Annotated in this window: 25 protein-coding genes and 1 pseudogene; 19 read left to right on the top strand and 7 right to left on the bottom strand. The window is 33.8% G+C overall.

Annotated elements, in window-relative coordinates; genetic code table 11:
* From FLV_RS11535 to FLV_RS11490, 10 genes and pseudogenes are all read left to right on the top strand, one after another.
* Positions 1-283: pseudogene (locus tag FLV_RS11535) on the top strand (IS982 family transposase); the annotation flags it as partial.
* Between the two features lie 463 nt (positions 284-746).
* Positions 747-2291: an alpha-N-arabinofuranosidase gene (locus FLV_RS11530; RefSeq protein ID WP_243233991.1), complete on the top strand. Its 1545-nt coding sequence runs from the start codon at positions 747-749 to the stop codon at positions 2289-2291.
* Between the two features lie 9 nt (positions 2292-2300).
* A complete protein-coding gene (locus tag FLV_RS11525) occupies positions 2301-4289 on the top strand; it encodes a glycoside hydrolase family 127 protein (RefSeq protein WP_243233990.1) in 1989 nt (662 codons plus the stop codon).
* Between the two features lie 222 nt (positions 4290-4511).
* Complete coding sequence (locus FLV_RS11520; RefSeq protein WP_243233989.1) at positions 4512-6203, top strand: ribulokinase; 1692 nt, start codon at positions 4512-4514, stop codon at positions 6201-6203.
* A complete protein-coding gene (locus FLV_RS11515) occupies positions 6187-6888 on the top strand; it encodes an L-ribulose-5-phosphate 4-epimerase (RefSeq protein WP_243233988.1) in 702 nt (233 codons plus the stop codon). Before FLV_RS11520 ends, FLV_RS11515 begins: the two co-directional genes overlap by 17 nt.
* Positions 6889-7060: 172 nt before the next feature.
* Complete coding sequence (gene araA, locus FLV_RS11510; protein ID WP_243233996.1) at positions 7061-8569, top strand: L-arabinose isomerase; 1509 nt, start codon at positions 7061-7063, stop codon at positions 8567-8569.
* 136 nt (positions 8570-8705) lie between these two features.
* Positions 8706-9887 (top strand): aldose epimerase family protein, encoded by a 1182-nt coding sequence (locus tag FLV_RS11505; protein WP_243233987.1) that lies wholly within the window; start codon positions 8706-8708, stop codon positions 9885-9887.
* A gap of 120 nt (positions 9888-10007) precedes the next feature.
* Positions 10008-10856, top strand: a complete 849-nt coding sequence (locus tag FLV_RS11500; RefSeq protein WP_243233986.1) for a DUF2971 domain-containing protein — start codon at positions 10008-10010, stop codon at positions 10854-10856.
* Positions 10856-11323 carry an OsmC family protein gene (locus FLV_RS11495; protein ID WP_243233985.1) on the top strand — a complete coding sequence of 156 codons (468 nt, stop codon included), beginning with the start codon at positions 10856-10858 and terminating at the stop codon, positions 11321-11323. The genes FLV_RS11500 and FLV_RS11495 overlap by 1 nt, the downstream gene beginning before the upstream one ends.
* Positions 11324-11475: 152 nt before the next feature.
* Positions 11476-12642, top strand: a complete 1167-nt coding sequence (locus FLV_RS11490) for an acyltransferase family protein (protein WP_243233984.1) — start codon at positions 11476-11478, stop codon at positions 12640-12642.
* Between the two features lie 149 nt (positions 12643-12791).
* On the opposite strand, the gene FLV_RS11485 is transcribed toward FLV_RS11490, so the two are convergent.
* The 3 genes from FLV_RS11485 to FLV_RS11475 all read right to left on the bottom strand — a co-directional run bounded on the left by FLV_RS11485 (position 12792) and on the right by FLV_RS11475 (position 14954).
* Positions 12792-13448: a hypothetical protein gene (locus FLV_RS11485; RefSeq protein ID WP_007808595.1), complete on the bottom strand. Its 657-nt coding sequence runs from the start codon at positions 13446-13448 to the stop codon at positions 12792-12794.
* Positions 13449-13568: 120 nt separating this feature from the next.
* A complete protein-coding gene (locus tag FLV_RS11480; protein WP_243233983.1) occupies positions 13569-13940 on the bottom strand; it encodes a YraN family protein in 372 nt (123 codons plus the stop codon).
* Positions 13941-14057: 117 nt separating this feature from the next.
* Positions 14058-14954, bottom strand: coding sequence for an LD-carboxypeptidase (locus FLV_RS11475; protein ID WP_243233982.1), 897 nt, complete (start codon positions 14952-14954; stop codon positions 14058-14060).
* A 228-nt stretch (positions 14955-15182) separates the two neighbouring features.
* On the opposite strand from FLV_RS11475, the gene FLV_RS11470 reads away from it, so the two are divergent.
* Entirely contained in the window at positions 15183-16280 is a 1098-nt protein-coding gene (locus tag FLV_RS11470) for an endonuclease/exonuclease/phosphatase family protein (RefSeq protein ID WP_243233981.1), read from the top strand.
* Between the two features lie 110 nt (positions 16281-16390).
* Positions 16391-16930: a 3-hydroxyanthranilate 3,4-dioxygenase gene (locus FLV_RS11465; protein WP_243233980.1), complete on the top strand. Its 540-nt coding sequence runs from the start codon at positions 16391-16393 to the stop codon at positions 16928-16930.
* Between the two features lie 147 nt (positions 16931-17077).
* Here the strand turns inward: FLV_RS11465 and FLV_RS11460 are convergent, their stop codons facing one another.
* From FLV_RS11460 to FLV_RS11445, 4 genes are all read right to left on the bottom strand, one after another.
* Complete coding sequence (locus tag FLV_RS11460) at positions 17078-17455, bottom strand: ASCH domain-containing protein (RefSeq protein ID WP_180908738.1); 378 nt, start codon at positions 17453-17455, stop codon at positions 17078-17080.
* Between the two features lie 96 nt (positions 17456-17551).
* Positions 17552-19045, bottom strand: a complete 1494-nt coding sequence (locus tag FLV_RS11455; RefSeq protein ID WP_243233979.1) for a PIN domain-containing protein — start codon at positions 19043-19045, stop codon at positions 17552-17554.
* Positions 19045-19563: an ATP-binding protein gene (locus FLV_RS11450; RefSeq protein WP_243233978.1), complete on the bottom strand. Its 519-nt coding sequence runs from the start codon at positions 19561-19563 to the stop codon at positions 19045-19047. The genes FLV_RS11455 and FLV_RS11450 overlap by 1 nt, the downstream gene beginning before the upstream one ends.
* A 51-nt stretch (positions 19564-19614) precedes the next feature.
* Positions 19615-20958: a serine hydrolase domain-containing protein gene (locus FLV_RS11445; RefSeq protein ID WP_243233977.1), complete on the bottom strand. Its 1344-nt coding sequence runs from the start codon at positions 20956-20958 to the stop codon at positions 19615-19617.
* Between the two features lie 225 nt (positions 20959-21183).
* Between FLV_RS11445 and FLV_RS11440 the strand changes: the two genes are divergently transcribed.
* From FLV_RS11440 to FLV_RS11410, 7 genes are all read left to right on the top strand, one after another.
* Positions 21184-22398 (top strand): aminotransferase class V-fold PLP-dependent enzyme, encoded by a 1215-nt coding sequence (locus FLV_RS11440; RefSeq protein WP_243233976.1) that lies wholly within the window; start codon positions 21184-21186, stop codon positions 22396-22398.
* 11 nt (positions 22399-22409) lie between these two features.
* The gene (locus FLV_RS11435) at positions 22410-22835 is read left to right on the top strand and encodes a hypothetical protein (RefSeq protein WP_243233975.1); all 426 of its coding nucleotides are present in this window, start codon (positions 22410-22412) and stop codon (positions 22833-22835) included.
* 2 nt (positions 22836-22837) lie between these two features.
* Complete coding sequence (locus FLV_RS11430) at positions 22838-23263, top strand: SufE family protein (RefSeq protein ID WP_243233974.1); 426 nt, start codon at positions 22838-22840, stop codon at positions 23261-23263.
* Between the two features lie 198 nt (positions 23264-23461).
* Positions 23462-23872: a GxxExxY protein gene (locus tag FLV_RS11425; protein ID WP_243233973.1), complete on the top strand. Its 411-nt coding sequence runs from the start codon at positions 23462-23464 to the stop codon at positions 23870-23872.
* Positions 23873-24020: 148 nt separating this feature from the next.
* Complete coding sequence (locus FLV_RS11420) at positions 24021-24344, top strand: SUF system Fe-S cluster assembly protein (RefSeq protein ID WP_243233972.1); 324 nt, start codon at positions 24021-24023, stop codon at positions 24342-24344.
* Between the two features lie 82 nt (positions 24345-24426).
* Positions 24427-24936, top strand: coding sequence for a DUF2480 family protein (locus FLV_RS11415; RefSeq protein ID WP_243233971.1), 510 nt, complete (start codon positions 24427-24429; stop codon positions 24934-24936).
* A gap of 80 nt (positions 24937-25016) precedes the next feature.
* Entirely contained in the window at positions 25017-25949 is a 933-nt protein-coding gene (locus FLV_RS11410) for a DUF3078 domain-containing protein (RefSeq protein ID WP_243233970.1), read from the top strand.
* The last annotated feature ends 172 nt before the right edge of the window (positions 25950-26121 follow it).

Raw genomic sequence — 26121 nt, 5'->3', positions numbered from 1 at the left:
TTCATTATATGGTGACAGTGCCTATACTGATTATGGGCTGGAAGATATTGCTTTGGAGAGAAAATGCATTTTATTAAAGATCCAGCGTAAATCAAACGCTAAGAGAATAGACACATTAAAGCAAAAATATGAAAAGCTAAAAATGAGAAAAAGAGTAGAAACAACAATAAGTGACATCAAGAAAATGTTTCCAAGAACAATACACGCAGTTACAATTCAAGGTTTTCTAATAAAGCTAACTTTATTTGTATTTGGGCTACAATTAAATAAATCAATTAACTAGCAACTTGAATTAATTATTACAATTGCTTTTGTGTTAAATTAAAATAATTATTTGATTATGATATTGTTCTGAATACAAATGCAATGCACGTTTTAAGAAGAAAAGGTTAAAAAGTGTATAAATTTTTTATCCAAAAACGAAGTAATTGTAAAATGCTGAATTTTTGTGTAATAAGTTACATTTTTGAATAAACATTTCTTAATTCATAATTTTTTTAAGCTGCAAGCTGTCATTTTAGAATAAAAAACAATATTTAAATGTTTGTTTTACATTTAAATTATTAAATGTGTTTTTATTAGGTTGTTATTTTGATATATCAATTTGTTTTTAAGATTTTTTTTTGTTTAAATTTACAAATGTTAAATAAACACTTATCGAATGTTTGTTTAAAAACTACAACCAAAAAGTTTAGAAAATGCCTTAACTAACTATTTTTTCTAACAGCTAAACCATCAAAAAAACTATGAAAAAAAAACTTTTATTTTTATTCGTTACATTTTGTTTACAAACCATTTCTGCACAAAATCAAACGACAATAATTGCAATAAAAAATGATACTGATGCACCAATTATAAACAAAAACATCTACGGACATTTTGCAGAACATCTGGGACGCTGTATTTACGGAGGATTTTTTGTGGGTGATACTTCAAAAATACCAAATACAAAAGGAGTTCGTAATGATATTATTACAGCTCTAAAAGAGTTGAAAATCCCAAATTTGAGATGGCCTGGCGGTTGTTTTGCCGATACGTACAACTGGAAAGACGGAATTGGACCTCAGGAACAAAGGCCAACTATTGTAAATAAATGGTGGGGCGGTGTAACCGAAGATAACAGTTTTGGAACCCATGATTTCCTGAATATGTGTGAGCTTCTTGGGGCAGAACCTTATTTGTCAGGAAATGTCGGGAGCGGAACCGTTCAGGAATTAGCAGACTGGGTTCAGTACACCAATTTTGGAGGGAAAAGCCCAATGAGTGATTTGCGTCAAAAAAACGGTAGAAAAGAACCATGGAAAGTTAAATTCTGGGGTATTGGAAATGAGGCATGGGGGTGTGGTGGAAATATGACTGCAGAATACTATGCAGGTGAGTACCGCAAGTTTGCTACGTTCATGTCTGATTGGGAAAATACCGGAGGGTTTACCCGTATTGCATCCGGTTCAAACAGCGCCGATTACAACTGGACAGAAGTTTTAATGAAAAACATTCCGAAGAATATGTTAGGTGGTCTGGGTGTGCATCATTACGCTGTAATTGACTGGAACAAAAAAGGAGACGGTGTAGATTTTTCTGAAGAAGGCTATTTCAAAACAATGAAATCTGCTTTAAAAATGGAAGAACTCGTTACCAAACATTCGGCTATCATGGATAAGTACGACCCTGAGAAAAAAGTGGCCATGATGGTTGACGAATGGGGAGCCTGGTATGATGTAGAAAAAGGAACAAATCCGGGATTTTTATATCAGCAGAATACCATGAGAGATGCGGTTCTGGCCGGAGCTACCCTTAATATTTTCAATAATCATGCAGACAGGGTTCGTATGGCAAATTTAGCACAATGTGTTAACGTTTTACAGGCTGTTATTCTTACTGATAAAGCAAAAATGATTACGACTCCAACGTATCATGTTATGAAAATGTACGCTGTTCACCAAGATGCGAAATTATTGCCAGTAAGTTTTCAGTCGCCATTGTACACATTTAATGGAGAAACTCTTCCGGCAGTATCCGCTTCGGCTTCAAAAGATAAAAATGGAGCGATTCATATTTCAGTAGTAAATGTAGATGCCAAAAATAAAAATAAGATTGAGATTGATGTTAAAGATCTGGGTATTAAAAATTTCACAGGAACTGTAATTACATCTGCTAAATTACAGGATTACAATTCGTTCGATACGCCAAATAAAATTGTACCAACCATTTTTAAAGGTTTCGAAAATAAAAAAGGAAAATTAGAAATAACCGTTCCGCCTTTCTCTGTAGTTGTTCTGGAAGGAAAATAAATTTAATCGATGAAAAAATATATTTTTCCAGCCTTAACGATTTTCATGTCACTTCTGATTTTGATTTCCTGTAAAGAAACAAAAAACAGCGTGTTGCAGTCAAACGATAAAACTTCGGTATTAAAAGCAGGTTATCCAATTGAACCGGTTAACATTCAGAATGTAAAACTTTCCGATTCTTTCTGGCTTCCAATTATAAAAAGAGTACAGGAAATTACCATCGAATACGCCATTCAAAAGTGTAATGAAGAAGGCCGTTTTGAGAATTTCTTAATCGCAGGAAAACAGAAAACCGGAAAAGTAAGAGGCGAAATGCCTTTTGACGATACCGATGTTTATAAAATTATCGAAGGGGCTTCGAATACCTTAATCAGTGCACCAAACCCGAAATTAGAACGTGTTTTAGATTCGCTGATTGCCATTGTAAAAATTGGTCAGGAAAAAGACGGCTACTTGACAACCTGGAGAACCATAAATCCGGCAAAACCACCCTGTACGTGGGTTCCGGTTATTGAAGGAGAACGTTGGGAGTCTTTACAAATTAGTCACGAATGTTACAATGCAGGGCATCTAATTGAAGCTGCCGTGGTGCATTATGAAGCGACAGGAAAGAAAAATTTCCTTGACATTGCCATCAAAAATGCTGATTTGTTAGTACGAACTTTTGGCGACGGGCCTGGTCAGGTAAAAGGAGTTCCGGGACATCAGATTGTAGAAACCGGTCTGATCAAATTGTATCAGGTTACGAATAATGAAAATTATTTAAAACTGGCGAAATACTATTTAGACAATCGCGGAAATCCACAAAATCATAAATTATATGGAGAATATGCTCAGGATCATAAACCGGTAATTCAACAGGATGAAGCCGTTGGACATGCCGTTCGTGCGGTTTATATGTATGCGGGAATGACTGATATAGCTGCTATGACAAAAGACAAAGGCTATACCGATGCCATAAATAATTTGTGGAATAATATGGTTAACAAAAAAATGTATATCACCGGTGGAATTGGTTCCAGACATGACGGAGAAGCTTTTGGACCGAATTATGAATTGCCAAATTTAACGGCTTACAACGAAACCTGTGCTGCCATTGGCGATGTCTACTGGAACCACAGGTTACACAGTTTGTACGGTAAATCATCGTATTTTGATGTTATTGAAAGAACCATGTACAACGGATTAATCTCCGGAATTTCGCTTGACGGAAAACAGTTTTTTTACCCAAATGCACTGGAAGCAGATGGTGTTTACAAATCAAACAGAGGTTCCTGCACACGTCAGGCGTGGTTTGACTGTTCCTGCTGTCCGACCAATTTAATTCGTTTTGTGCCTTCTATTCCGGGATTGATTTACTCCAAATCGAATGATGTTTTATATGTGAATTTATATGCATCCAACAACGCCTCTTTCAAAGTTGGAAAAACCGATTTACAGATTTCACAGCAAACCGGATATCCCTGGAACGGAAAAGTTGCTGTTTCGGTTAACCCGAAAAAAGAAAGCCAATTCACTATTAAATTCCGTGTTCCGGGCTGGGCAAGAAACGAAGTATTGCCGGGTGATTTATATTCTTATAAAAAAGTTTCAACTCAAAAAACGAGTATTAATGTGAATGGAGAAACCTTAGCTATTCAGCCTCAGGATGGCTATTACACCATAACAAGAACCTGGAAAAAAGGAGACAAAATTGTACTTAATTTCCCAATGGAAGTTCAGGAAGTAGAAACGAATTCGAAAGTAGAAACCAATAAAAACAAAGTGTCTTTAGAGTACGGACCAATCGTTTATGCGGTTGAAGAAATTGACAATAAAACCAATTTTGATAAAATAGATGTGACTTCTTCGGATACTTTTAAAGTAAGAAAAGAAGCCAATTTATTGAAGGGTGTAAATGTAATTGAGAATTCGAAATTTAAAGCAATTCCCTATTATTCATGGTCAAACCGTGGTGTTGGAAAAATGAAGGTTTGGTTGGATTATATAGAGAATTAAATAAAAACAAACGGTTGCAGGATTTGATATAAATGCTGTAAATAAAGTGAATTTATGATAATATAATGAGTTTAAAATCAGTATTTTTTGCTTTTTTTAAATTAAAATATTCTTTTTTAATGAATTATTGGTAAAAATTGAGAAACCTGTTTTTATTAAGTGTTTTTTGTACACTTATAAAATAATTATTTTTATATTTGTCCTACTTAAAATGAACTTGGAATGAAAAATTATGTAATAGGATTGGACTACGGAACAGATTCTGTTCGTGCGGTGCTAATAGATACTGAAAATGGGCAGGAATTGGCATCAAATGTTTCGCATTATAAAAGATGGAAGAATAAACAATATTGTGATGCATCTATAAATCAGTTTCGTCAGCATCCTTTGGATCATATTGAAGGACTGGAAATTACGATTCAGACTGTTGTAAAAGAAAGCGGTGTTGATGCTGCTGCAATAATAGGAATCTGTATTGATACTACAGGATCTTCTCCGGTACCGGTTACAAAAGAAGGAACTCCACTGGCTTTGACAAAAGGTTTTGAGGAAAACCCAAATGCGATGATGGTGTTGTGGAAAGATCATACAGCGATAAACGAAGCTAACGAAATCAACGAACTGGCAGTAAGCTGGGGCGGAGAAAACGTAACAAAATATGTAGGCGGAATTTATTCGTCAGAATGGTTCTGGGCAAAAATTCTGCACATCGCAAGAGAAGATGAAGCCGTTCGAAATGCAGCGCACACCTGGATGGAGCACTGCGATTTAATGACCTATTTATTAATTGAAGATAAAGATCTAAAGACATTCAAAAGAAGCCGTTGCGCAGCAGGTCACAAAGCCATGTGGCACGAAGACTGGAACGGACTTCCACCGGTTGAATTCTTAGAAAAATTACATCCATATTTAGCTGCGTTACGTGGCAATTTATACGATGAAACCTATACTTCAGATTTAGTTGCCGGAAAATTAAGCAAAGAATGGGCAGACCGTTTAGGACTTTCTACAGATACAGTTGTAGCTGTTGGAACTTTCGACGCACATTCAGGAGCTGTTGGAGCTAAAATTGGCGAAAATACTTTAGTTCGCGTGATGGGAACTTCGACCTGTGATATTTTGGTTGGTTCTTACGAAGAAGTAGGTACCAAAACCGTTCGCGGCATCTGCGGTCAGGTGGACGGATCTGTGATTCCGGGTTATATTGGTTTAGAAGCAGGTCAATCTGCTTTTGGCGATTTATTGGCCTGGTACAAAGAATTATTGATGTGGCCAACAGAACAATTGTTAGGGGCTTCATCAATTTTAAATGAAGCTCAAAAAGAACAATTAAGAGAAGAATTCAGCGATAAATTAATTGTAGAATTAACGAAAGAAGCCGAAAAGATTCCGTTGTCTGAAAGTGTACCAACCGCTTTAGACTGGATCAACGGACGCAGAACTCCGGATGCAAATCAGGAAGTAAAAAGCGCTATTTCAAACTTATCCTTAGGTACAAAAGCGCCACATATCTTTAAAGCTTTAGTGAACGCCATCTGTTTTGGATCTAAAAAAATCGTGGATCGTTTTGAAGAAGAAGGCGTAAAAATTGACAGTGTTATCGGTATCGGTGGGGTTGCGCGTAAATCTCCTTTCATCATGCAGACTTTGGCCAACGTTTTAAACAAACCAATTAAAGTGGCCTTATCAGATCAGGCTCCGGCTTTGGGAGCTGCAATTTATGCCGCAGTAGCTTCCGGAGTTTATCCAAATGTAATTGAAGCCAGTCAAAAAATGGGAAGTCCTTTTGAAAGCGAATACACACCAGAACTTGACAAAGTGGCTGCTTACAACAAATTACTTTTAGCATACGACCAATTAAGCAGTTATGCCGATCCATCTATTAAAATTACAGAAAATGAGTTCTCTTTATAAAGATTTAAAACAAGAATGTTACGAAGCCAACATGCAGTTAAATGCATTGAATCTGGTGGTTTATACTTTTGGGAATGTAAGTGCGGTTGACAGAAAAAATGGTGTTTTTGCCATTAAGCCAAGCGGCGTGCCTTACGAAGATTTAAAACCTGAAGATATTGTGATTGTCGATTTTGACAACAACATTATCGAAGGAACGATGCGTCCGTCATCAGACACTAAAACGCATGCGTATTTGTACAAAAACTGGCCAAATATTGGTGGCGTTGCGCATACACACGCAACGTATTCTGTAGCCTGGGCGCAATCTCAACAGGATATTCCAATCTTTGGAACAACACACGCAGATCACTTAACTGCTGATATTCCGTGCGCGCCGCCAATGGCAGATTCTTTAATTGAAGGAAACTATGAACACAATACCGGAATCCAGATTTTGGATTGTTTCGAAGAAAAAAATCTTTCCTACGAAGAAGTTGAAATGGTTTTAATTGGAAACCACGGTCCGTTTGCCTGGGGAAAAAATGCAGCAAAAGCGGTTTACAACAGTAAGGTTTTAGAAGTCGTAGCCGAAATGGCGTACCTGACTTTACAGATAAACCCAAATGCACCAAGACTTAAAGATTCCTTAATAAAGAAACATTACAATCGTAAACACGGAAAAGATTCGTATTACGGACAATAGAATTTTTGTTTCAGGTTTCAGGTTTTTTTTGTTTCAAGTTGTTGGAACGCTGAACAGGAAACCTGAAATAGACAAAACAAAATAGTAAAAACAATTTAAAACAAAGATTTTCCGCATTTCAAAACTTTAAACTTGAAACAAAGAAAACTTGAAACAAAATAACAAAGAAGAAATGATTGATATCTCTCAAAAAGAAGTATGGTTTGTAGTAGGAAGCCAGGAATTATACGGTGAAGAAACACTAAGAAAAGTGGCGGAACATTCACAAATAATTGCAAAAGGATTAGACGCTTCGTCTCAAATTCCGGTAAAAATAGTTTACAAAGATGTAGTAAAATCTCCGGCTCAGATTTTAGATGTATGTTTGGCAGCAAACACCACTAAAAACTGTATTGGATTGATTACCTGGATGCATACTTTTTCACCTGCAAAAATGTGGATTGGCGGTTTAAGCATTCTTAAAAAACCATTATGCCATTTACACACACAATACAACGCTGAAATTCCGTGGGGATCTATCGACATGGATTTCATGAACCTTAATCAATCCGCTCACGGAGATCGTGAATTTGGTTTTATCATGTCCAGAATGCGTAAAAAACGTAAAGTGGTTGTAGGTCACTGGGAAGACGAAAGAGTGCAGAAAAAATTAGGCATCTGGACAAGAGTAGCTTTAGGATGGGATGAACTTCAGAACTTAAAAGTAGCCCGTATTGGAGACAATATGCGTGAAGTTGCCGTTACGGAAGGTGATAAAGTTGAAGCTCAAATTCGTTTTGGAATGTCTGTAAACGGATATGATTCTTCAGATGTTACCAAACACATTGAGAAAGTTACAGATGCACAATTAAATGATTTATTAGCAGTTTATGAAGCTTCTTATAACTTAACGGATTCGTTAAAAGAAGGCGGAGCACAAAGAAGCTCATTAGTAGAAGCAGCAAAAATCGAATTAGGTTTAAGAGCTTTCCTTGTTGAGGGAGGTTTTGGAGCTTTTACAGATACATTTGAAAACCTTGGTGTATGGAAACAATTACCGGGAATCGCTACACAAAGATTAATGGCCGATGGTTATGGTTTTGGTGGCGAAGGTGACTGGAAAACCGCTGCCATGGTAAGAGCATTAAAAGTAATGAACATTGGTCTTGAAGGTGGAACTTCTTTCATGGAAGATTATACCTACCATTTTACACCTCAAAAATCATACGTTTTAGGATCACACATGCTAGAGATTTGTCCGTCTATTGCAGACGGAAAACCTTCATGCGAAGTACATCCTCTTGGAATTGGAGGAAAAGAAGATCCTGCCCGTTTGGTATTTAATTCACCTGCCGGAGATGCCATCAATGTTTCGTTGGTAGATATGGGGAACCGTTTCCGTTTAATTGTAAACGAAGTAGAAGCCATCAAACCATTGGCAGAATTGCCAAAACTTCCTGTTGCACGTGTGTTATGGGATTGCAAACCAAATCTGGATATTGCAGCAACAGCCTGGATTTTGGCAGGAGGAGCGCATCATACCGTTTATAGCCAGTCTGTTACTACAGAGTTTATGGAAGACTTTGCTGATATCGCCGGAATTGAATTACTGGTTATTGATGAGAAAACAACTATTAGAGACTTTAAAGATAAATTGAATGCCAACGAAGCGTATTACCATACGTTTCAACACGGACTTTAACTTAGTCAAAAGTCGAAAGTCAAAAGTTGAAAAGTCTTAAAACGCCAGAAAATTTGGTGAATTTTGTATTTCGACTTTCAACCTTCAACTTTATGACTTTTGACTTTATGACTTTCTAACTTTTAAACCAAAAAATATGAATGTATTAAAACGTTGTGCCTTCGGAATTACGATAATCGGTCTGGCAACACTTTCTGTTCAATGTAAAAGCGATAAAAAAATGGAGGCTACCACAACTCAAAACGCAAAAGATTCTGTTACAATTGTAAAATCAGATTACGGAACAACTCCAAAAGGAGAAAAAGTTGAAAGCTATAAGCTGAAAAACCAAAACGGAATGGAAGTAGATATCATCACTTTTGGTGGTATTATTACAGATTTGAAAGTGCCAAATAAAGACGGTGTTTCTGAAAATGTGGTGATCGGATTCAATTCTTTGGAGCAATATGAGAAACCAAACCCGTTTTTTGGAGCTTTGATCGGACGTTTCGGAAACCGAATTGCAAAAGGTAAATTTTCATTAGACGGAAAACAATATCAATTAGCAATCAACAATGAAACAAATGCATTACACGGAGGACCGGAAGGGTTTTTTAGAGTAGTCTGGAAAGCGGAAGAAGTAAAATCAGGAGAAACAGCTTCTTTAAAATTATCTTATTTAAGTAAAGATATGGAAGAAGGATATCCTGGAAATTTACAGGTTTTTGTTACCTATACATTAACAAAAAACAACGAACTGGAAGTGCTTTACGAAGCTACAACAGATAAGAAAACGGTTGTGAATTTAACGCAGCATTCGTACTTCAATTTATCGGGAGATTTTACTAAAACAATTTTAGATCACGAAATTACTTTGAATGCGGATAAAATTGTTCCGGTAGATGCAACCTTAATTCCAACCGGAAAATTGGAAGATGTTGCCAATACGCCTTTTGATTTCAGAAAACCAAAATTAGTTGGTAAAGAAATCGATGCTAAAAACGAGCAGTTAGAAAGAGGAAAAGGATACGATCATTGCTGGGTGCTGAACAATCCTGAAAAAAGCAAAACAATCATTGCAACCGCTTACCATCCTGCAAGCGGAAGAGTTTTAGAAATGACTACAGACGAACCTGGAATTCAGTTCTACTCCGGGAATTTCCTTGACGGAACTTTACCAATGCGTAACGGCGGAACCTATGCACACAGAACAGGTTTTTGCTTAGAAACAGAACATTACCCAGATTCTCCAAACCAAAAAGACTTTCCAACGACTGTTTTAAACCCGGGAGAAAATTATAAAACGAAAACTACTTTTAAGTTTTCAGTTAGAAAATAAGTTTAAATAAGTTTATTAGTTTTAGTTCTCTAAAACCTCGAAAGTTTTGATTTCGAGGTTTTTTTATGGAGTAGAATTAAGTAGAATTATTAAATTTGAAAGAAAATAAAAGCATTAGAAATGGCGGAGTTACAATTAAAAGTAGAATGGAAGTTTGAAGAATATTTATATGAGCATCTTTTTAATCTAAACCAACCAAATTTAGCAGTGATTAATATTTATAAAGACAATATTAAATTAGATTTTCCAAATTCAATTTTTAAATATTATTCAGATTCAGATTGGCATTTAAATGCTTTAGAAGAAGGGTATTTTTATTTTACGCATCCAGAAAAATTGAATGATCCTTTCGAGTTGTTACAGAATCGTCATGAAATAATTGTCAATAATCCACACGTAAAAAACAGAGAAAGTCTTGAAAAGCATAGGGCAAATTTAGGAATATGTTGCTTTAGTCTAAATAATGATAACCCTGTTTTGTGGGGTAATTATACTAATAATTACAGGGGGTTTTGTGTAGAGTATGACTTAAAACTTATTCCGTTCAATAAAAACATTTCGTGGAAAGCACATGTTTCATATTTAAAAGATTATAGTGCAGGGAATGAAAATTTAGACAAAGTTATAAATGCAGTAAGAGAAAATTCATTTTTAAATGAGGAACAGAAAAGAGCATTTGTTTTTAAGCTAAAAATGATATTTGAATATACATGGAAACAGGACATATGGAATTATGAAAATGAATTTAGGTTTGTTTCAATTGTGTCAGAAAGTTTTGATCGAAAAGTGTTTTTTGATCAAAAAGTGATAAAGGCTATTTATGTAGATCACAAGTTGAGTATGAAAAATCCTGAATTATTTTTAAAGTTAAAAAGTTTGAAAAAAGAGATATATAAGAATGCAAAATTTTACGAAATGAAACCAAATCCAATAGGTTGTAAAATGCATTTTAATGAAATAAAGGAATAATGAAATCAGAACACCTCTTCAAAGCAGCAATAAAATGGAATTCCAAACAAAATCAGGAACAATCAGAAAGAAAATTCTACAGCAAAACACACCAAATAAAAATTGAAGGCAAACCAATTTTAGATATTTCGGCTGCAAAAGCTTTCAAAGGCGATCCGGAATTATACAATCCTGAAGATTTACTTTTAAGCAGTTTGGTTTCCTGCCACATGATGTCGTATTTATATGTGTGTTCCCAAAACGGAATCGATGTTTTAGAATATTCAGATAACGCCGAAGCAACACTTGAAGTTTCTGTTGACGGAAGCGGCCGTTTCACAGAAGTTCGTTTGCATCCAAAAGTTAAAATTGCAAATGCAGACCAAATTGAACTGTCTTTAGAACTCCACAAAAAAGCCAATCAGTTGTGTTTTATAGCCAACTCCTGTAATTTTCCGGTTTTGCATAATGCCGTTTGTGAAGTATAATTATAAGTTTTTCTAAACTAGATTTTTTAATGTTTTTGTGATTAAGAAATCCTTTAAAGAAAATAATTATTGTTTCTTTGTTCGGTTTTTTGATATTTGGAAATGCAAAAAGAGAGAGATTAAAAACCTCTTATTATCTATAAACTTTATTTTTGGTAGAATTATTAAAAAATGGAACATCTTCAATGAATAATTTAAATCCTTTATTTGCTGTTATTATATTTTTAATTGCTTATTGTACTGCTTATGTGATTAACTTAAAATACAAAGTAAATAATTTATCTACAAGATATGAATCTGTTGACGGTCTTAGAGGATTCTTAGCAATAAGTGTGTTTATTTCACATGCAAGTTTATGGTATCAATATATTCAAAAAGAGCAGTGGGCTTCTAAATCATATTTTTATACACAGCTTGGTTCTACAAGTGTTGCTTTTTTTTTCATGATTTCAAGTTTTTTGTTTATTTCAAAACTTTTAAATACAGGGAAAAAAGAATTTAACTGGAAGGCCTTTTTTATTTCAAGATTATTTAGATTAGTTCCAATGTATTATTTTTCAGTTGCTATAATTGTGTTTTTAGTCATAATTATTAGTGACTGGAGTTTAAAAGTAGGAGTATTTGAGTTTTTGCATGAAATGTTTTTATGGGGCACATTTGCCGTTATACGCGATACAAGTATTAATGGTTTTGGTCTTACTTATTTAATTAATGCCGGAGTTGTGTGGTCACTTCCTTTTGAATGGTTGTTTTATTTTAGCTTGCCTGTAATTTCAATATTAATTTTAAAGAGAAAGCCTTCTGCCTTTTATCTTTTCATTAGCTTAGTTTTTATTGGAGGTTATTTTTATGTAAATTCAGTTCATGTTCAACATTTACTTTCTTTTGTCGGAGGTATTTTAGCTGCAGTAGTGGTAAAATATAAACCTTTTCAAAATAAAGACAACAAGCTCTTTAGCATTTTAATTTTGGTTTGTCTGGCTTTAATTATTCAGTTTGAAAAATCAACTAATATGCCTTGTAAAATTTTAATAACTATTATTTTTATTTTAATATCATCTGGAAATACATTATTCGGAATTTTGAAAAGTTCGACATTAAAATTTATGCGAGAAATTTCTTATAGTATCTATTTAATTCACGGAATTATTCTTTTTGTTGTCTTTTATTTTGGATTTGGACTTGAGGAAGCAAAAACTCTTTCTGCATCAGAATTTTGCGTTGTTGTTTTTTTAGTTACACCAGTTGTTGTAATTCTTAGTTTTGTATGTTATAGATTTATTGAAAAGCCTTTTATGGAAATTTCAAAAAAATGTTAAGGAAAAGAATTTTAGAATTTCTGTAATTTTCTTGTTATGAACAATTCAGAAACGCTATAAAAAAAGAGACTGTCGTAAAACAGCCTCTTTGTATATGTATATTGTCTTTTTTTTCTTTTTTTTTGGATTGTGATTTTCTCGAAAGAAAATTAATTTTTTAAGTCTTTGATTACTTTAAAAGCAACATCAACTTGTTCTTCTCCTACCAGAATCGTAAATTCGTTTGAAGTCGAAATTACCTCATTGATAATAATTCCTTCCCAGGCTAAACGCTGAAAAATGAAATAGTAAATTCCCGGCACCACGATATTTTCTTTTGGTAATTTTACGGTAATAGAAGCCAGATTATCCAGTTTCTGAATCAGTTTTTCACGTAAAAAGTGTTTTTCTACCAAATGATTGATACTGCTGCTTACTACGATATTCGTTTCATTTACACCACGTGATGAGGTATAAAAAATATCAGATAAAACATTAATATCAGAAATTAAATCAGCCTGTTTGTTTAAAACGGTGTCAGAAGCGGCAAAAGTGTAATCTGTCAATTCAGAACGAACGGTGATTTCACCAATATTTTTAATGACTTTGTTAATCTTGTGGTTGAGTTTAAAATCTAATTCCTCTGTAAGTCTTTTTAAGGACATTACTACAGCTCCTTGTTTTACCTCTTTACCAAATTCACTTTCCAGTTCGGTCATGATATTACGGGATAAAGAAGTCAGATTGATAATTCCCAAGGATAGTGCGTTTAACAAAAATGGCTTGGTTTTGATGTAATTTTCTACAATCGAAGAAACGGTTTTCATAATCTTTTAATTGTTTTTGGGTAACGTAATTGTGTTAGTTTGGTTGTTTGTTGTGTTATAAATCTCTGCAAATATAAATTAAAAAACAATTTGTTACAAATATAACAATAAAAAAATATGTTAAAAATGATAAAAAGCGTCAGTAAGATGCTCAATAGCAAATGTTTCCTCGGTTTTATGGATGGCAATGATGTCAAATCGGATTTCTAAATCATCATCAAAATCCTTTTCCCTATCGTTTATGTAGGCATTTACTGCTTTTATGAGCAGTTGAATCTTTTTTGGTTTCACAAAATCCTGTGGAGAACCGTAATCTAAATTCGATCTGGTCTTTACTTCTATCACGGCCAAAAAATGATCTTTTTTAGCAAGAATATCAATCTCAGCTTTTTGAAAAGTCCAGTTGCGTTCTAAAATTTTATAGTCATTTTGAAGTAGAAATTCTACGGCAAGATCTTCTCCTTTTTTTCCGAGTTCGTTGTGTTCTGCCATTTTTTGGAGTTATGAGTTAAAAGTTATGAGATATAAGTGGTAATAAAGTGTTGTAAAAAAGTATAGGTTATGAAATTATTTGTAACTCATAACCTATAACTCATGACTTATAATTTTTTACTTAAAAACAACAGTACTTCCAGATGCATTCACTTCAATAGAAATCGTACTTCCCATAACCAGTGCACGGTTGTCCTGAATATGTCCGGCCGGAAAATTAAAGACCACCGGAATGTTGTATTTTTTGGTTACATCATCAATAATTTCCAGCGCATTTTTTCCCCATGGAATCTCATTATCCTTCATTTTAGTCATACCGCCAATAATGATTCCTTTCAGGTTTTCGATACAGCCGTTACGTCTAAGATTCATCATCATGCGGTCAATATGATACAGGTATTCATCTAAATCTTCAATAAAAAGAATCTTGTCCTTGCAGTCAATTGCCGATGGTGATCCTAATAAACTGTATAAGATAGAAAGATTTCCACCCACCAATTCACCTGTTCCCTGACCAAAACGGTTCATAGCATGAGGCGCAACTGAGTAAGACAAAGGCTCACCAAACAAAGCCGATTTCATCGAACTGATGGCAGCCGGTGTCGCACGCGGAATCGTAACCGGCATCACACCGTGAATCGATTTGTAGCCCATTGTATTTAAATGGTTGTGCAAAACCGTTACATCGCTAAAACCAACAACCCATTTTGGATGTTGTTTAAATTTCGTAAAATCCAGTAAATCCAGCATTCTAACAGTTCCGTAACCGCCTCGTACACACCAAATCGCTTTTATATTCGGATTATCCAGTTGTTTTTGAAAATCGGCAGCACGCTGTTCGTCTGTTCCTGCCAATTGGTGGTAATCCAGACCAATTGAACTTCCAATTACAGCTTCTAATCCCCAGCTTTTGAGTAAATCTATGGTAGGTTTTAAATTGTCATCGATGTTTTTTCTGGCTGTTGCCAAAAGAACTACGGTATCTCCTTTTTGTAAATAAGGTGGTGTTATCATATTTTGTTGTGATTGACAGGTAAAAGAATGTAAAGTAAAAATAAGAAATAGGAATTTACAAAAAGCAAAATGGTTGTGTAGTGAAAAGAATAGATTTGGTTTCATTTTGCTTTTTTGCTTTGAATTTATCTAAAAACAAAGATAGAGATTAAAAAAAATAAAATTATTAGAAATATCTTACAAATAGTAATTTTGATTAAATTCAATATTTTAAAAACCATATTATTTATGCGAATAATTTCACTTAGAATTTGTTTTATTTTCTTTTTTTGGATTACAGCTTTCGGACAAGCAAAAAAATACAGTATTCATACGGTTGCCTTTTATAATTTTGAAAATCTTTTTGACACTATTGATGATATTTATACCAATGATGATGAGTGGACACCAAATGGCGTACAAAACTGGACAAAGGAAAAATACAATCAGAAACTCCAGAACCTCTCCAAAGTTCTGTCTGAAATCGGTACACCGGAAAATCCAAATGCACCTGTTTTTATTGGAGGTTCCGAAATTGAGAACAGAGGCGTTCTTGAAGATTTGATTAAGCAACCTAAGCTGCTTTCTTTCGATTACGGAATCATCCATTTTGATTCGCCCGATAAACGCGGAATTGATGTGGCATTATTGTATCAGAAGAAATTTTTTAAACCGACTACTTTTTCAAATATACCTTTATATATATTGAAAAATAAAAATGTAGAAGAAGAGAAAAAAGAAGAATCAACTGATGAAGAAATAACGCCGGCAATTCAAAACAATCGGGTTTTTACCCGTGACCAGCTTTTGATAACCGGTTTTTTAGAAGGAGAAGAAATTAATATCATTGTCAATCACTGGCCTTCTCGTTCCGGAGGAGAGAAAGCAACAAGCGAATATCGTGAAGCAGCAGGAAAATTAAACCGAAAAATAATCGATTCGCTGCAGCAAATTAATCCAAACGCAAAAGTCATTACAATGGGCGATTTAAACGACGGTCCGTATAATAAAAGTATAAAAACTGCCTTGGGAGCAAAAGCCAAAAAGTCTGAAGTACCGGAATTTGGCACTTATAATCCTTTTGAAGAAATGGCGAAACGCGGTATGGGAACAACAGCTTTTCGGGATTCCTGGGATATTTTTGACCAGATCATTATTACACAATCGTTCATAAAACCTGATTTTTCATCGTTTAAATTCTGGAAAGCCGGAATTTTCAATAAACCGTATCTCATCCAAAATTCTGGAAAATACAAAGGGTATCCGTTGCGGCACAGCACAATCGAAGTGGGTTTCAGTGATCATTTTCCGGTGTATATTTATTTGATAAAAGAGGTGAATTTGTAGAGACGCACAGCAGAGCGTCTAAAATGGGCGGTACGAAAGACTGCTGTGCGTCTCTACAAATTTCTTACCTTAGCCTCTCAGAAACTTAGCAACTCAGAATCTTAAAAAAAATGGCCATAGCAAAACCTTTCAACCTGACTAAATGGATAGACGAGAACCGTCATTTACTAAAACCACCTGTTGGAAATAAAAACTTATACGTTGATTCAGGCGATTATATTGTGATGATCGTGGCAGGACCAAATGCCAGAAAAGATTATCATTACAACGAAACCGAAGAGCTTTTTTACCAGTTGGAAGGCAATATAAAAGTAGTGATTCAGGAAGAAGGCGAACGTAAAGAAATGATTCTGAATGCAGGCGATATGTATCTGCATCCTGCTAAAGTGCCGCATTCTCCGGTTCGTTCTGAGGGTTCCATTGGTTTGGTTATCGAGCGAAAACGTGCCGGATTGGGCTACACAGACGGATTGCTTTGGCATTGTGACAACTGTAATCATAAATTATATGAGGTGTTTTTCGAATTGCACAATATCGAAAAAGATTTCCTGCCGCATTTTGAACATTTCTACAATTCAGAAGACTTAAGAACCTGCGATAATTGCGGAACCGTTATGGAATCTGATCCGAGGTTTGTGGCTAAGAAATAATTTAGACAAATTTATAAATACAAAAACCGATAGACTTTTTAAGTGTATCGGTTTTTTTTAGGAGCTATTTCCCGCTATCCGTTGCAATCTTTTTTTCGATAAAGAATCTCAAAAAAGGATTTCTACTTCTACGGGGCTAAAACAAACTTATTCATTTGACCAATATGCAAATGATTGAGGAGGAGTTAAATTATAATCTGTTTTTAAACATTTAGGATTTGTAAATCTTTTTTTATTTTTTATTTGAATTGCAAAACCTTGCTCTCTATTTTCAAAATATTCATAAAAATAATCTTCCGTTATACCTGAATGCTCTTTGGTTTTATCCCAAAGTTCTTTAAGGTCTAAATTGAATATTTCACCAATTTCAAATTCACCAATTACTTTTTGAACAGGAGAAGAAGCATAAACTAAAACCGAAGTAACATTTTGGTTCTTGAAAATAGCTTTTCTGAATTCAAATTTTTTTGTCCCATCAAATATTTTATTTGCAAACTGGGGCTTAATCGACATTACTACTTTCATAATTAAAATTAATTAAATATTGATTTAGATATAAATACAATAACACATAAATTATTAATTGCAAATATCGCATTTTTAAAAAACCTTTAAAGATTTTTATTCATAAGCATACCTTAAAACTTTATTAAATTGTTCAACTGTTATTTTAGAAAAGCCTCTTGGTACATTTTCATAACTTGAAATAATTCCATTATTGACTAACCATTCAAGATTAGGTCTATTTCTAAATGAATATGTATAAAGAAAGTTCACAATAAAAGGTCTATTTGCTAAATTATAATTCCAGTGTTCTGATAATTCCTGATTTGTAAAGACACTTCTTTTTCTACATAAAGAAATGAATTCTTCTTCATTTTCAATTTCTAAAATTGAAGATTCAACTATTCCTAATGTTGTTGCAACGCCCTTATATTTTCCGCCAGTCATATAGAAAACAATAACATCACCTGATTTCATTTTTTTCTCATAAGAACGAGAAATATATACTTTACTTAAAGCATTTCTATGAGGATAGTTTTCAATAAAATCTTTTGGGGATTGAGTGTTTAATATCGAATCAGGAAATAATTCTGTGTGATATTCAGGATAAATTGGAACTATAAAAAGATTTTGTTCTCGAGAAAAGAATGGAAATGTTAGTTTAGGATTGTCAACATTGATAAGTTTTTTATTAAATTTTCTAACATAGACTTGCTCTTCCCCATTTTGAGTAGTTTTTATCCCAAAATGATTAAATCCCCATATTTTTAATAAGTCTATCAATCTTTCTTGTTCTTCTCTTTTATCAAAAATTGTAACATAGATTTCATCAACTCTAAATTGTAAAGCGTTATCAAAAATTATTTTTAAAAATCGTTCTCCAATCTTATAACCATTTGCAGTTACTTTAAATGTACCAATTTTTAATCTTTTTTTAGGTTGAAAAACTGGAGATAGATTAGAATAATTCTCATTTTCATCTTCTCTTTTTATAAATAAAAATGCGGTTAATTGATTTTCACTATAACAGACATAACAAATGTCATCTGACTTTTTATTAAACCATTTGTCAAATTCAGCATAATCCTCTCTGAAACTATTAAAAAAATCATCTTTTATATTTACTTCAGCAAAATCAACTTTTTGTACAGATAAAACTTTATAATCAACTAATTCTGGATTTTCAGATATTACTTTTTCTAAGAAATTTTGAATTTTAAAAACTTTATCTCCTATACCTAATAAATTAGCTTTAGTGTGGATTTTTTTATCTTCTGAAATCAAAATATCAACTCGACCTTCATAAACTTCGTTTAAGATTTGAGTGTCATTTATATCATTGTCTTGACTATCAATATTTTTGCTGACCTTTAATATTTGCTGACCTAAAGGAGCCTGATGTTTTAGTAAATTATAGCTTTCAATCTTAATACTCATTGTACCAAGAGCATTTGGATCTTTATATCTTTCTAATTCTTCAACGGTTAAAGGATGAATGTATTTGGAGTATTTAAGATTATCGATCCATTTGAAAAGCTGGCCAATTTCTGGTTTATATATTTTGTTTGCTTCTCTATGAATAATGATATTAGTGTCTAGTAAAATTTTCATCAAATATTTTCCATTAGTTGATTATAATTTTTGTCTCTTATTTCGATGTAAGGAATTGAATACTTATCTGAAAGATATTTTGCATATTCTATTTCCATTTCTTGCAATTTATTCAGAATTTGAATATTATAAATTTTACCATCTCTTGATTTTAATCTTTCGGCAATTTCTTTAACATCATCAATTACAATTGATATTGCTTTTGGATTAATTTGATCAAAAGTATTTTCATCAATTCTACATGGAATGTCATCTGAATTTAACAAGCAAAAGTGACCATCAAGAAGATATATTTCATCTTTTTTAATTAGATTTTTCAAGTTTTTGATTAATCGGTCTTGTGATGAATTAATATCTTTTACAAGTTTATTATCGCTATCGCTAATTTCTTCCCATTTTAAAACTTGACTTGCAGTTATATGTATTAATCTAGTCTTAGATGCTATTTCTTTACAAATAGTTCCTTTTCCCGCACCATGAATCCCGCCGATAAAATATATGTTTTCAAATACTTTCACAAATGAATTTTTGACTAATATATTAAAAAGAATGAAATATATTACATTTTTTTATTTCACACTCCCAATAATCCCTTTCAAAAACCCATTAAAATCAAAAGCAGGATCTTCCTTAAGTCCCATTCTCACAATCACCATATCTTTTGATGGAATAATAGCAATCATTTGACCCTGATAACCGTTGCAGTAAAACATGTCACGTGGTGCATCCGGAAATTTTCCTCCTGCGTTCAGCCAGAATTGTGCGCCATATTTTCCTTCAGAAGTATTGGTTGGTGTTGCGGTGTATTTTACCCAGCTTTCATCCAGAATTTGTTCGCCGTTCCAATTGCCTTTATTTAAATACAACAATCCAAATTTTGACCAGTCGCGAGGCGTTGCCCATGCGTATGAAGAACCTACAAAAGTTCCACTCATGTCCTGTTCTGTAATCATCGAGTTCATTCCGATTTTGTCAATCACGGCACTGTACCAAAAATCAAGATATTCCTGTTGGGTTTTAAATTGTCTTTTTAAAATCAGTGATAATAAATTGGTCGTTCCCGAAGAGTAGTTCCAATGTGTGTTAGGTTTAAATTCAGCGGGTTTGTCCAGTTGGACTTTCCCCATATCTTCTGCCTGAAAAAGCATTTTGGTAGCATCGCAAATCGTGTTGTAATTTTCTTCCCACTCCAAACCAGAATTCATGTGAAGCAGATCATTGATAGTGATGTTTTTGCGTTCGTCATTTTGCCATTCTGCGACAGGAGCAGGTTTGTAAATATCTATTTTTCCTTGCTTAGCAAGCACGCCAAAAGCCGAACTGGTAATACTTTTTGTCATCGACCATCCCAGGATTCTGCTATCTTTCGTAAAACCGGTATCGTATTTTTCGGCGATTAATTTATTTTTGTATAAAACAACAACAGCACGTGTTCGTTTTAATTTTCCGCCGGATTTGTCAAAAGCATTATCAATTGCCTTGTTCAATTTGGAATAATCAATGTTGGGAAAAACGGTGTATTTCGGTTCGTTATTCCCGTAAGGAAAAGGTAAATTATTAACTAATTTGTTTCGTTTTGGAACTAAATAAGGTTTCGAAACATCAAAATCATCGTTAATTAAAGTAGCTCCTAAACCTTCACGGTAAATTGCTTTTCGTTCTTTTAGTCCATAAACAGACGAAGTAGCAAATTTTCCGGCATCATCAATGGTGTTGGTAGCCAGATCGATCAGATTAATATCGTTGTCGGTCTTTTCGATTAATTCTTTCGAACGATTATCCAAAAAATGTCCCGAAGCAATGCTTTTGGCTGAAAAGCCTGAAATCAGATCGAGTTTTGGGTAAGTGGTAAAACCAAAATAAAGAATTATTAAAAGAAGAAGAATGCCAAGTAAACGAAAGACTTTTTTCATAATTTTTTGCAGTTGTTTTGAATGCAATATAAATAATTTATAGACAGGATTTTATCAGGCTGGTTTTTAAATTATTGGAAAGAAACTCTGAAAAAAAGAATTAATTTTTGAGGAATCTGCATTACAATTTTGAATTTGATAGTGCTATAAAAGGAAATGATAGAATTGGCAGATAAAACAATTTAGATTTAGTACTTTTGTAAATAGAATTTTTCTAAATAAATTATGCTGGATATTCAAAAAATAAGAGCTGATTTTCCGATACTTTCTGAAAAAGTAAACGGAAAACCATTAATATATTTCGACAATGGGGCAACCTCGCAAAAACCACAAGTTGTGATTGATGCCGAAGCGAAATACTATCAGGAAATAAATGCCAATATTCACCGTGGAGTTCATACATTAAGCCAGTTAGCGACCGATGCGTATGAGATTTCACGTGTAAAGTTGCAACATCATATTAATGCCAAATTTTCTCATGAAGTTTTATTTACTTCAGGAACAACACACGGAATCAATTTGGTAGCCAACGGTTTTGCTTCTATTTTAAAGCCGGGTGACGAAGTTTTGGTTTCTTCTCTGGAGCATCACAGTAATATTGTGCCGTGGCAGATGTTATGCGAAAAAACAGGAGCTGTACTTAAAGTGATTCCGATAAACCAAGAAGGCGAACTGATTATAAGCGAATATGAATTATTATTATCTGAGAAAACGAAAATCGTTACGGTAAATCATATTTCAAATGCATTGGGTGTAATCAATCCGGTTAAGGAGATGATTGCGAAGGCACATGCGGTTGGAGCCGCCGTTTTGATTGACGGAGCGCAGGCCGTTCCGCATTTAAAACCGGATGTTCAGGATTTAGATTGTGATTTTTATGCTTTTTCAGGGCATAAAATGTGCGGGCCAACCGGGACCGGAATTTTATACGGAAAAGAAGCATGGCTAAACAAACTTCCTCCTTATCAGGGCGGAGGCGAAATGATTAAAGAAGTAACTTTCGAAAAAACAACTTACGCCGACCTACCGCATAAATTTGAAGCCGGAACCCCAAATATCGCGGGTGGAATCGTTTTAGGAACCGCTGTTGATTATCTGAACGAAGTTGGTTTTGGAAATATTCAGCTTCAGGAAAAAAAATTACTGGAACACGCTACAAAACGTTTGCTTGAAATTGAAGGTCTGAGAATTTACGGAAACGGAAAAAATAAAGCTTCGGTAGTTTCATTTAATATTGACGGGATTCATCCTTATGATATTGGTTCAATAATTGATAAATTAGGAATTGCAGTTCGTACCGGACATCATTGCGCACAGCCAATCATGAATTTCTTCTGTATTCCGGGAACCATTCGTGCTTCGTTTTCTTTTTACAACACTAAAGAAGAAATTGATGTAATGGTTGAAGCTGTTAAAAAGGCAAAAACCATGTTAAGCTAATATTTCATCCTATGAGAATTCTATCTTTTTTGCTCTTAACAATTTTGATTGGAACAGGTTGTTCAAGCCAAAAAAAAACGGATATGGTATCGACTGTGATTGAGTATTCGGCTATGTCGAGAGGTTACTATAAAAAGATAGTGGTACAAAATCAAACGGTTTTAGTTACCAATAAAAGAGATGCACAACCCGTAGAAAATAAAATTGAAAAAGCGAATTGGGATAAAATTGTAGCCGAATTCGAAAAAATAAATATAGAAAGTATTCCAACTTTAAAAGCACCTACCGAAAAACGTTTTTATGACGGTGCCGCAATTGGGAATCTAAAAATAATCCAAAATCAGAAAATTTACGAAACACAGGGTTTTGACAATGGTTTCCCTCCGAAGGAAATTGAAAAACTGGTACATTTGCTGACTGATTTTGCTAAAGAATAATTATGACAATTAAAGAAATACAAGACGAAATAATAGATGAATTCTCGATGTTTGATGACTGGATGCAGCGTTACGAATACATCATCGAATTAGGAAAAAGTCTTCCGTTGATTAATGAAGAATACAAAACCGACGACAATTTAATCAAAGGTTGCCAGTCGAAAGTGTGGCTTCAGGGAGAACAAAATGATGATAAAATTGTGTTCACAGCTGACAGTGATGCGATTTTGACCAAAGGAATAATCGCCATTTTAATTCGGGCTTTCTCGAATCAAAAAGCGTCAGACATTATAAATGCCGATACGCAATTTATAGACGAAATAGGTTTAAAAGAACATTTATCTGCCACACGTGCAAACGGTTTGGTCTCAATGATAAAAAACATCAAAATGTACGCTTTGGCTTTTGATGCAAAAAATAAAAACTAAATATTTTTAAACCATATAAGTTCATATTAGAAAATATAAGCTTTGTGTTTACTGAACTTAGTGTAGATAAAAAAATCATATAAGAACGGAAAGATTCAAATTTGAATTATTTAAATGAACTTATATTACTTATATGGTGAAAAATAAAAAGTAAGTTTTGTCTTTCTTTTTTATTCCTTATTATTGTGAAAAAATTACATGATAACAAAGAAATATTTGACTGATTTAATTTATAAGGTTAATGGAGCAGCGATTGAAGTTCATAAAAATATTGGTGCAGGACTTTTAGAAAACATTTATCATCAGTGTCTCATAAGAGAATTGTCTTTAAGAGGAATTAATTTTCAATCTGAGTTGATTATTCCGGTTGAATACAAGGGTTTGGTATTGGAATCAGATTTAAGATGTGATTTATTTATAGAAAATTGTTTAGTTCTGGAATTAAAATCAGTTGATCAAATTATTCCGGTTCATATTGCCAAATTAATGTCTTATATGAAACTTTTGAAGTCTCCCATAGGACTAATGATAAACTTTAATGTTACAAATATTTATCACGAAGGCCAAAAAACATACGTCAACGAATTATACCGTTGGCTCGAAGATTAAAAAAAATAAAAATTAAACCATATAAGTTATATAAGGAAATTTAAGTTCACTCTCTTAAATGAGCTTTTAATATCCGACACAAATATAGGTTTCAAAAATTAAATGAACTTATATAACTTATATGGTGGTAAAAAATCAAATAGTAAAAATGGAACAAGAAATAGACACTAATGAATTAGGAGAATCAATCGTAAGAGTTTTAAAAGGTATTTACGACCCTGAGATTCCTGTAGATATTTACGAATTAGGATTAATTTATGATGTAATGGTAAATACCGATTACGAAGTAAAAATCTTAATGACGTTAACCTCTCCAAACTGCCCGGTTGCGGAAAGTTTGCCAAGAGAAGTAGAAGAAAAAGTAAAAACAATCGAAAACATAAAAGAGGTAGAGGTTGAAATTACTTTTGATCCGCCTTGGAGCAAAGATTTAATGAGCGAAGAAGCAAAATTAGAATTAGGAATGCTTTAAAAAATAGTCATAATGTTGAAAGTCATAAAGTCCAAAGTTAGAGACTTTATGACTTTCGACCTTCGACTTTAAGACTTTAAGAATGGAAGAAATTATCAATAAAGTTGCCAGTAGTGCTTTAGAAGTTTTTGATTTAGAGGATTATTATCCAAAAGGAATGCGTGTGCAGATTGACATTTCGCAGTGGCTTTTGGAAGGTTTTTTATTGAAAGAAAAAGACTTTCGAGAGCATCTTAAAAATCATGACTGGTCACAATATCAGGATCAATATGTAGCGGTACATTGCAGTACCGATGCTATTATTCCGGCTTGGGCTTTAATTTTAGTAGCGGTACAATTAGCGCCATTTGCTAAAAAAGTTGTCAATGGAACGATAGAGGATCTTGACGGAAGTTTGTACGAAGAAATTTTACCAACAATTGATTATTCGGTTTACAAAAACAAACCGGTAATCGTAAAAGGCTGTTCCAGAAAACCGGTGCCTATGCGTGCTTATATTTTGGCAACAACTTATTTGCAGCCTTTTGCCAGAAGTATTATGTACGGCGAGGCTTGTTCTGCGGTACCTTTATACAAAGAATCTAAGAAATAACTTTCTTTAACTCAATAAACTCTCAGGCTTTAGCGTTTTTAGTATTATATTTGTTAATATACTTAATAAACTAAACAACCATGAGAAAGATAGCTTTATTACTTTTCGTTTTAGCGAACTTTACATTTGTTCAGGCACAAAATACCGAAAAGGAATTAATTCAGAATACCGAAAAAGCGGTAAAAAAAATAAACGATACCATTGAAGGCGAAGGCTGGAAAACCAAAGGAACCGTATCGCTTTTATTAAATCAGTCAAGCTTCAATAACTGGTTAGCGGGTGGTGAAGACAGTTTTTCAGGAACGTTAGGAATCAACTATGATTTTAATTATAAAAAAGACGACCTTACCTGGGACAACAAACTTTTAGCCTCTTATGGTTTACTGCAAACTAAAAATGCCGATTTCGAAAAAAAGACAGACGACCGTTTTGAGTTTAATTCTATAGTAGGAAAAAGAGCTTTCGGGCAATGGTACTATTCTTACTTTGTGAATTTCAGGACACAATTTACGACAGGATATATTTACGGTCAGGACGCAAACGGAAAAGAAATCAGGACAGAAAATACTAAATTTATGTCTCCGGGATATTTCACAACCGGTCCCGGTATCTATTGGACAAAAGATGCCAATCTAAAAATCAACTTTGCACCGTTGACCTCAAAATTCACTTTTGTAGACAATGCTTACACGTCCGGAATTGGATATGTTGATGGCTCTTATTTTGGTGTCGATCAGGGCAAAAGCATGCGATACGAATTAGGTTTTTATGCTTCGGTTTATTACAAACTGGCCATCATGACCAATGTAACTGCCGAAAACACGTTGAATCTTTATTCCAATTATTTAGAAGATCCTCAAAACGTCGATATGGATTACTCGCTGAATATCATCATGAAAGTAAATAAATATCTGTCGGCAAACTTTTCATTCCAGGCTATTTATGATGACAACGCTTTTGAAGGATTCCAAACCAGACAAGTTTTTGGACTTGGGGTTAATTTCGGATTCTAATTTAATAATCTGGAGGACCACAATCGGCTTTTTATATGAGCATGATTTCCCGCCATTCGCTATATCTTTACTTGCCATAAAGAAGGCAAGCAAAGGATATCGCTTCTGTCGGGGCTAATTACAAACAATAGGCTTCTTTTAAATATTTTTAAAAAATTCATAAAACAAAAAC

The organism is Flavobacterium pectinovorum (genome assembly GCF_022802975.1).
Classification (GTDB): domain Bacteria; phylum Bacteroidota; class Bacteroidia; order Flavobacteriales; family Flavobacteriaceae; genus Flavobacterium; species Flavobacterium pectinovorum_B.
The sequence above is the reverse complement of the archived record's forward strand: the minus strand, read 5'-3'. Positions and strand labels throughout refer to the sequence as shown.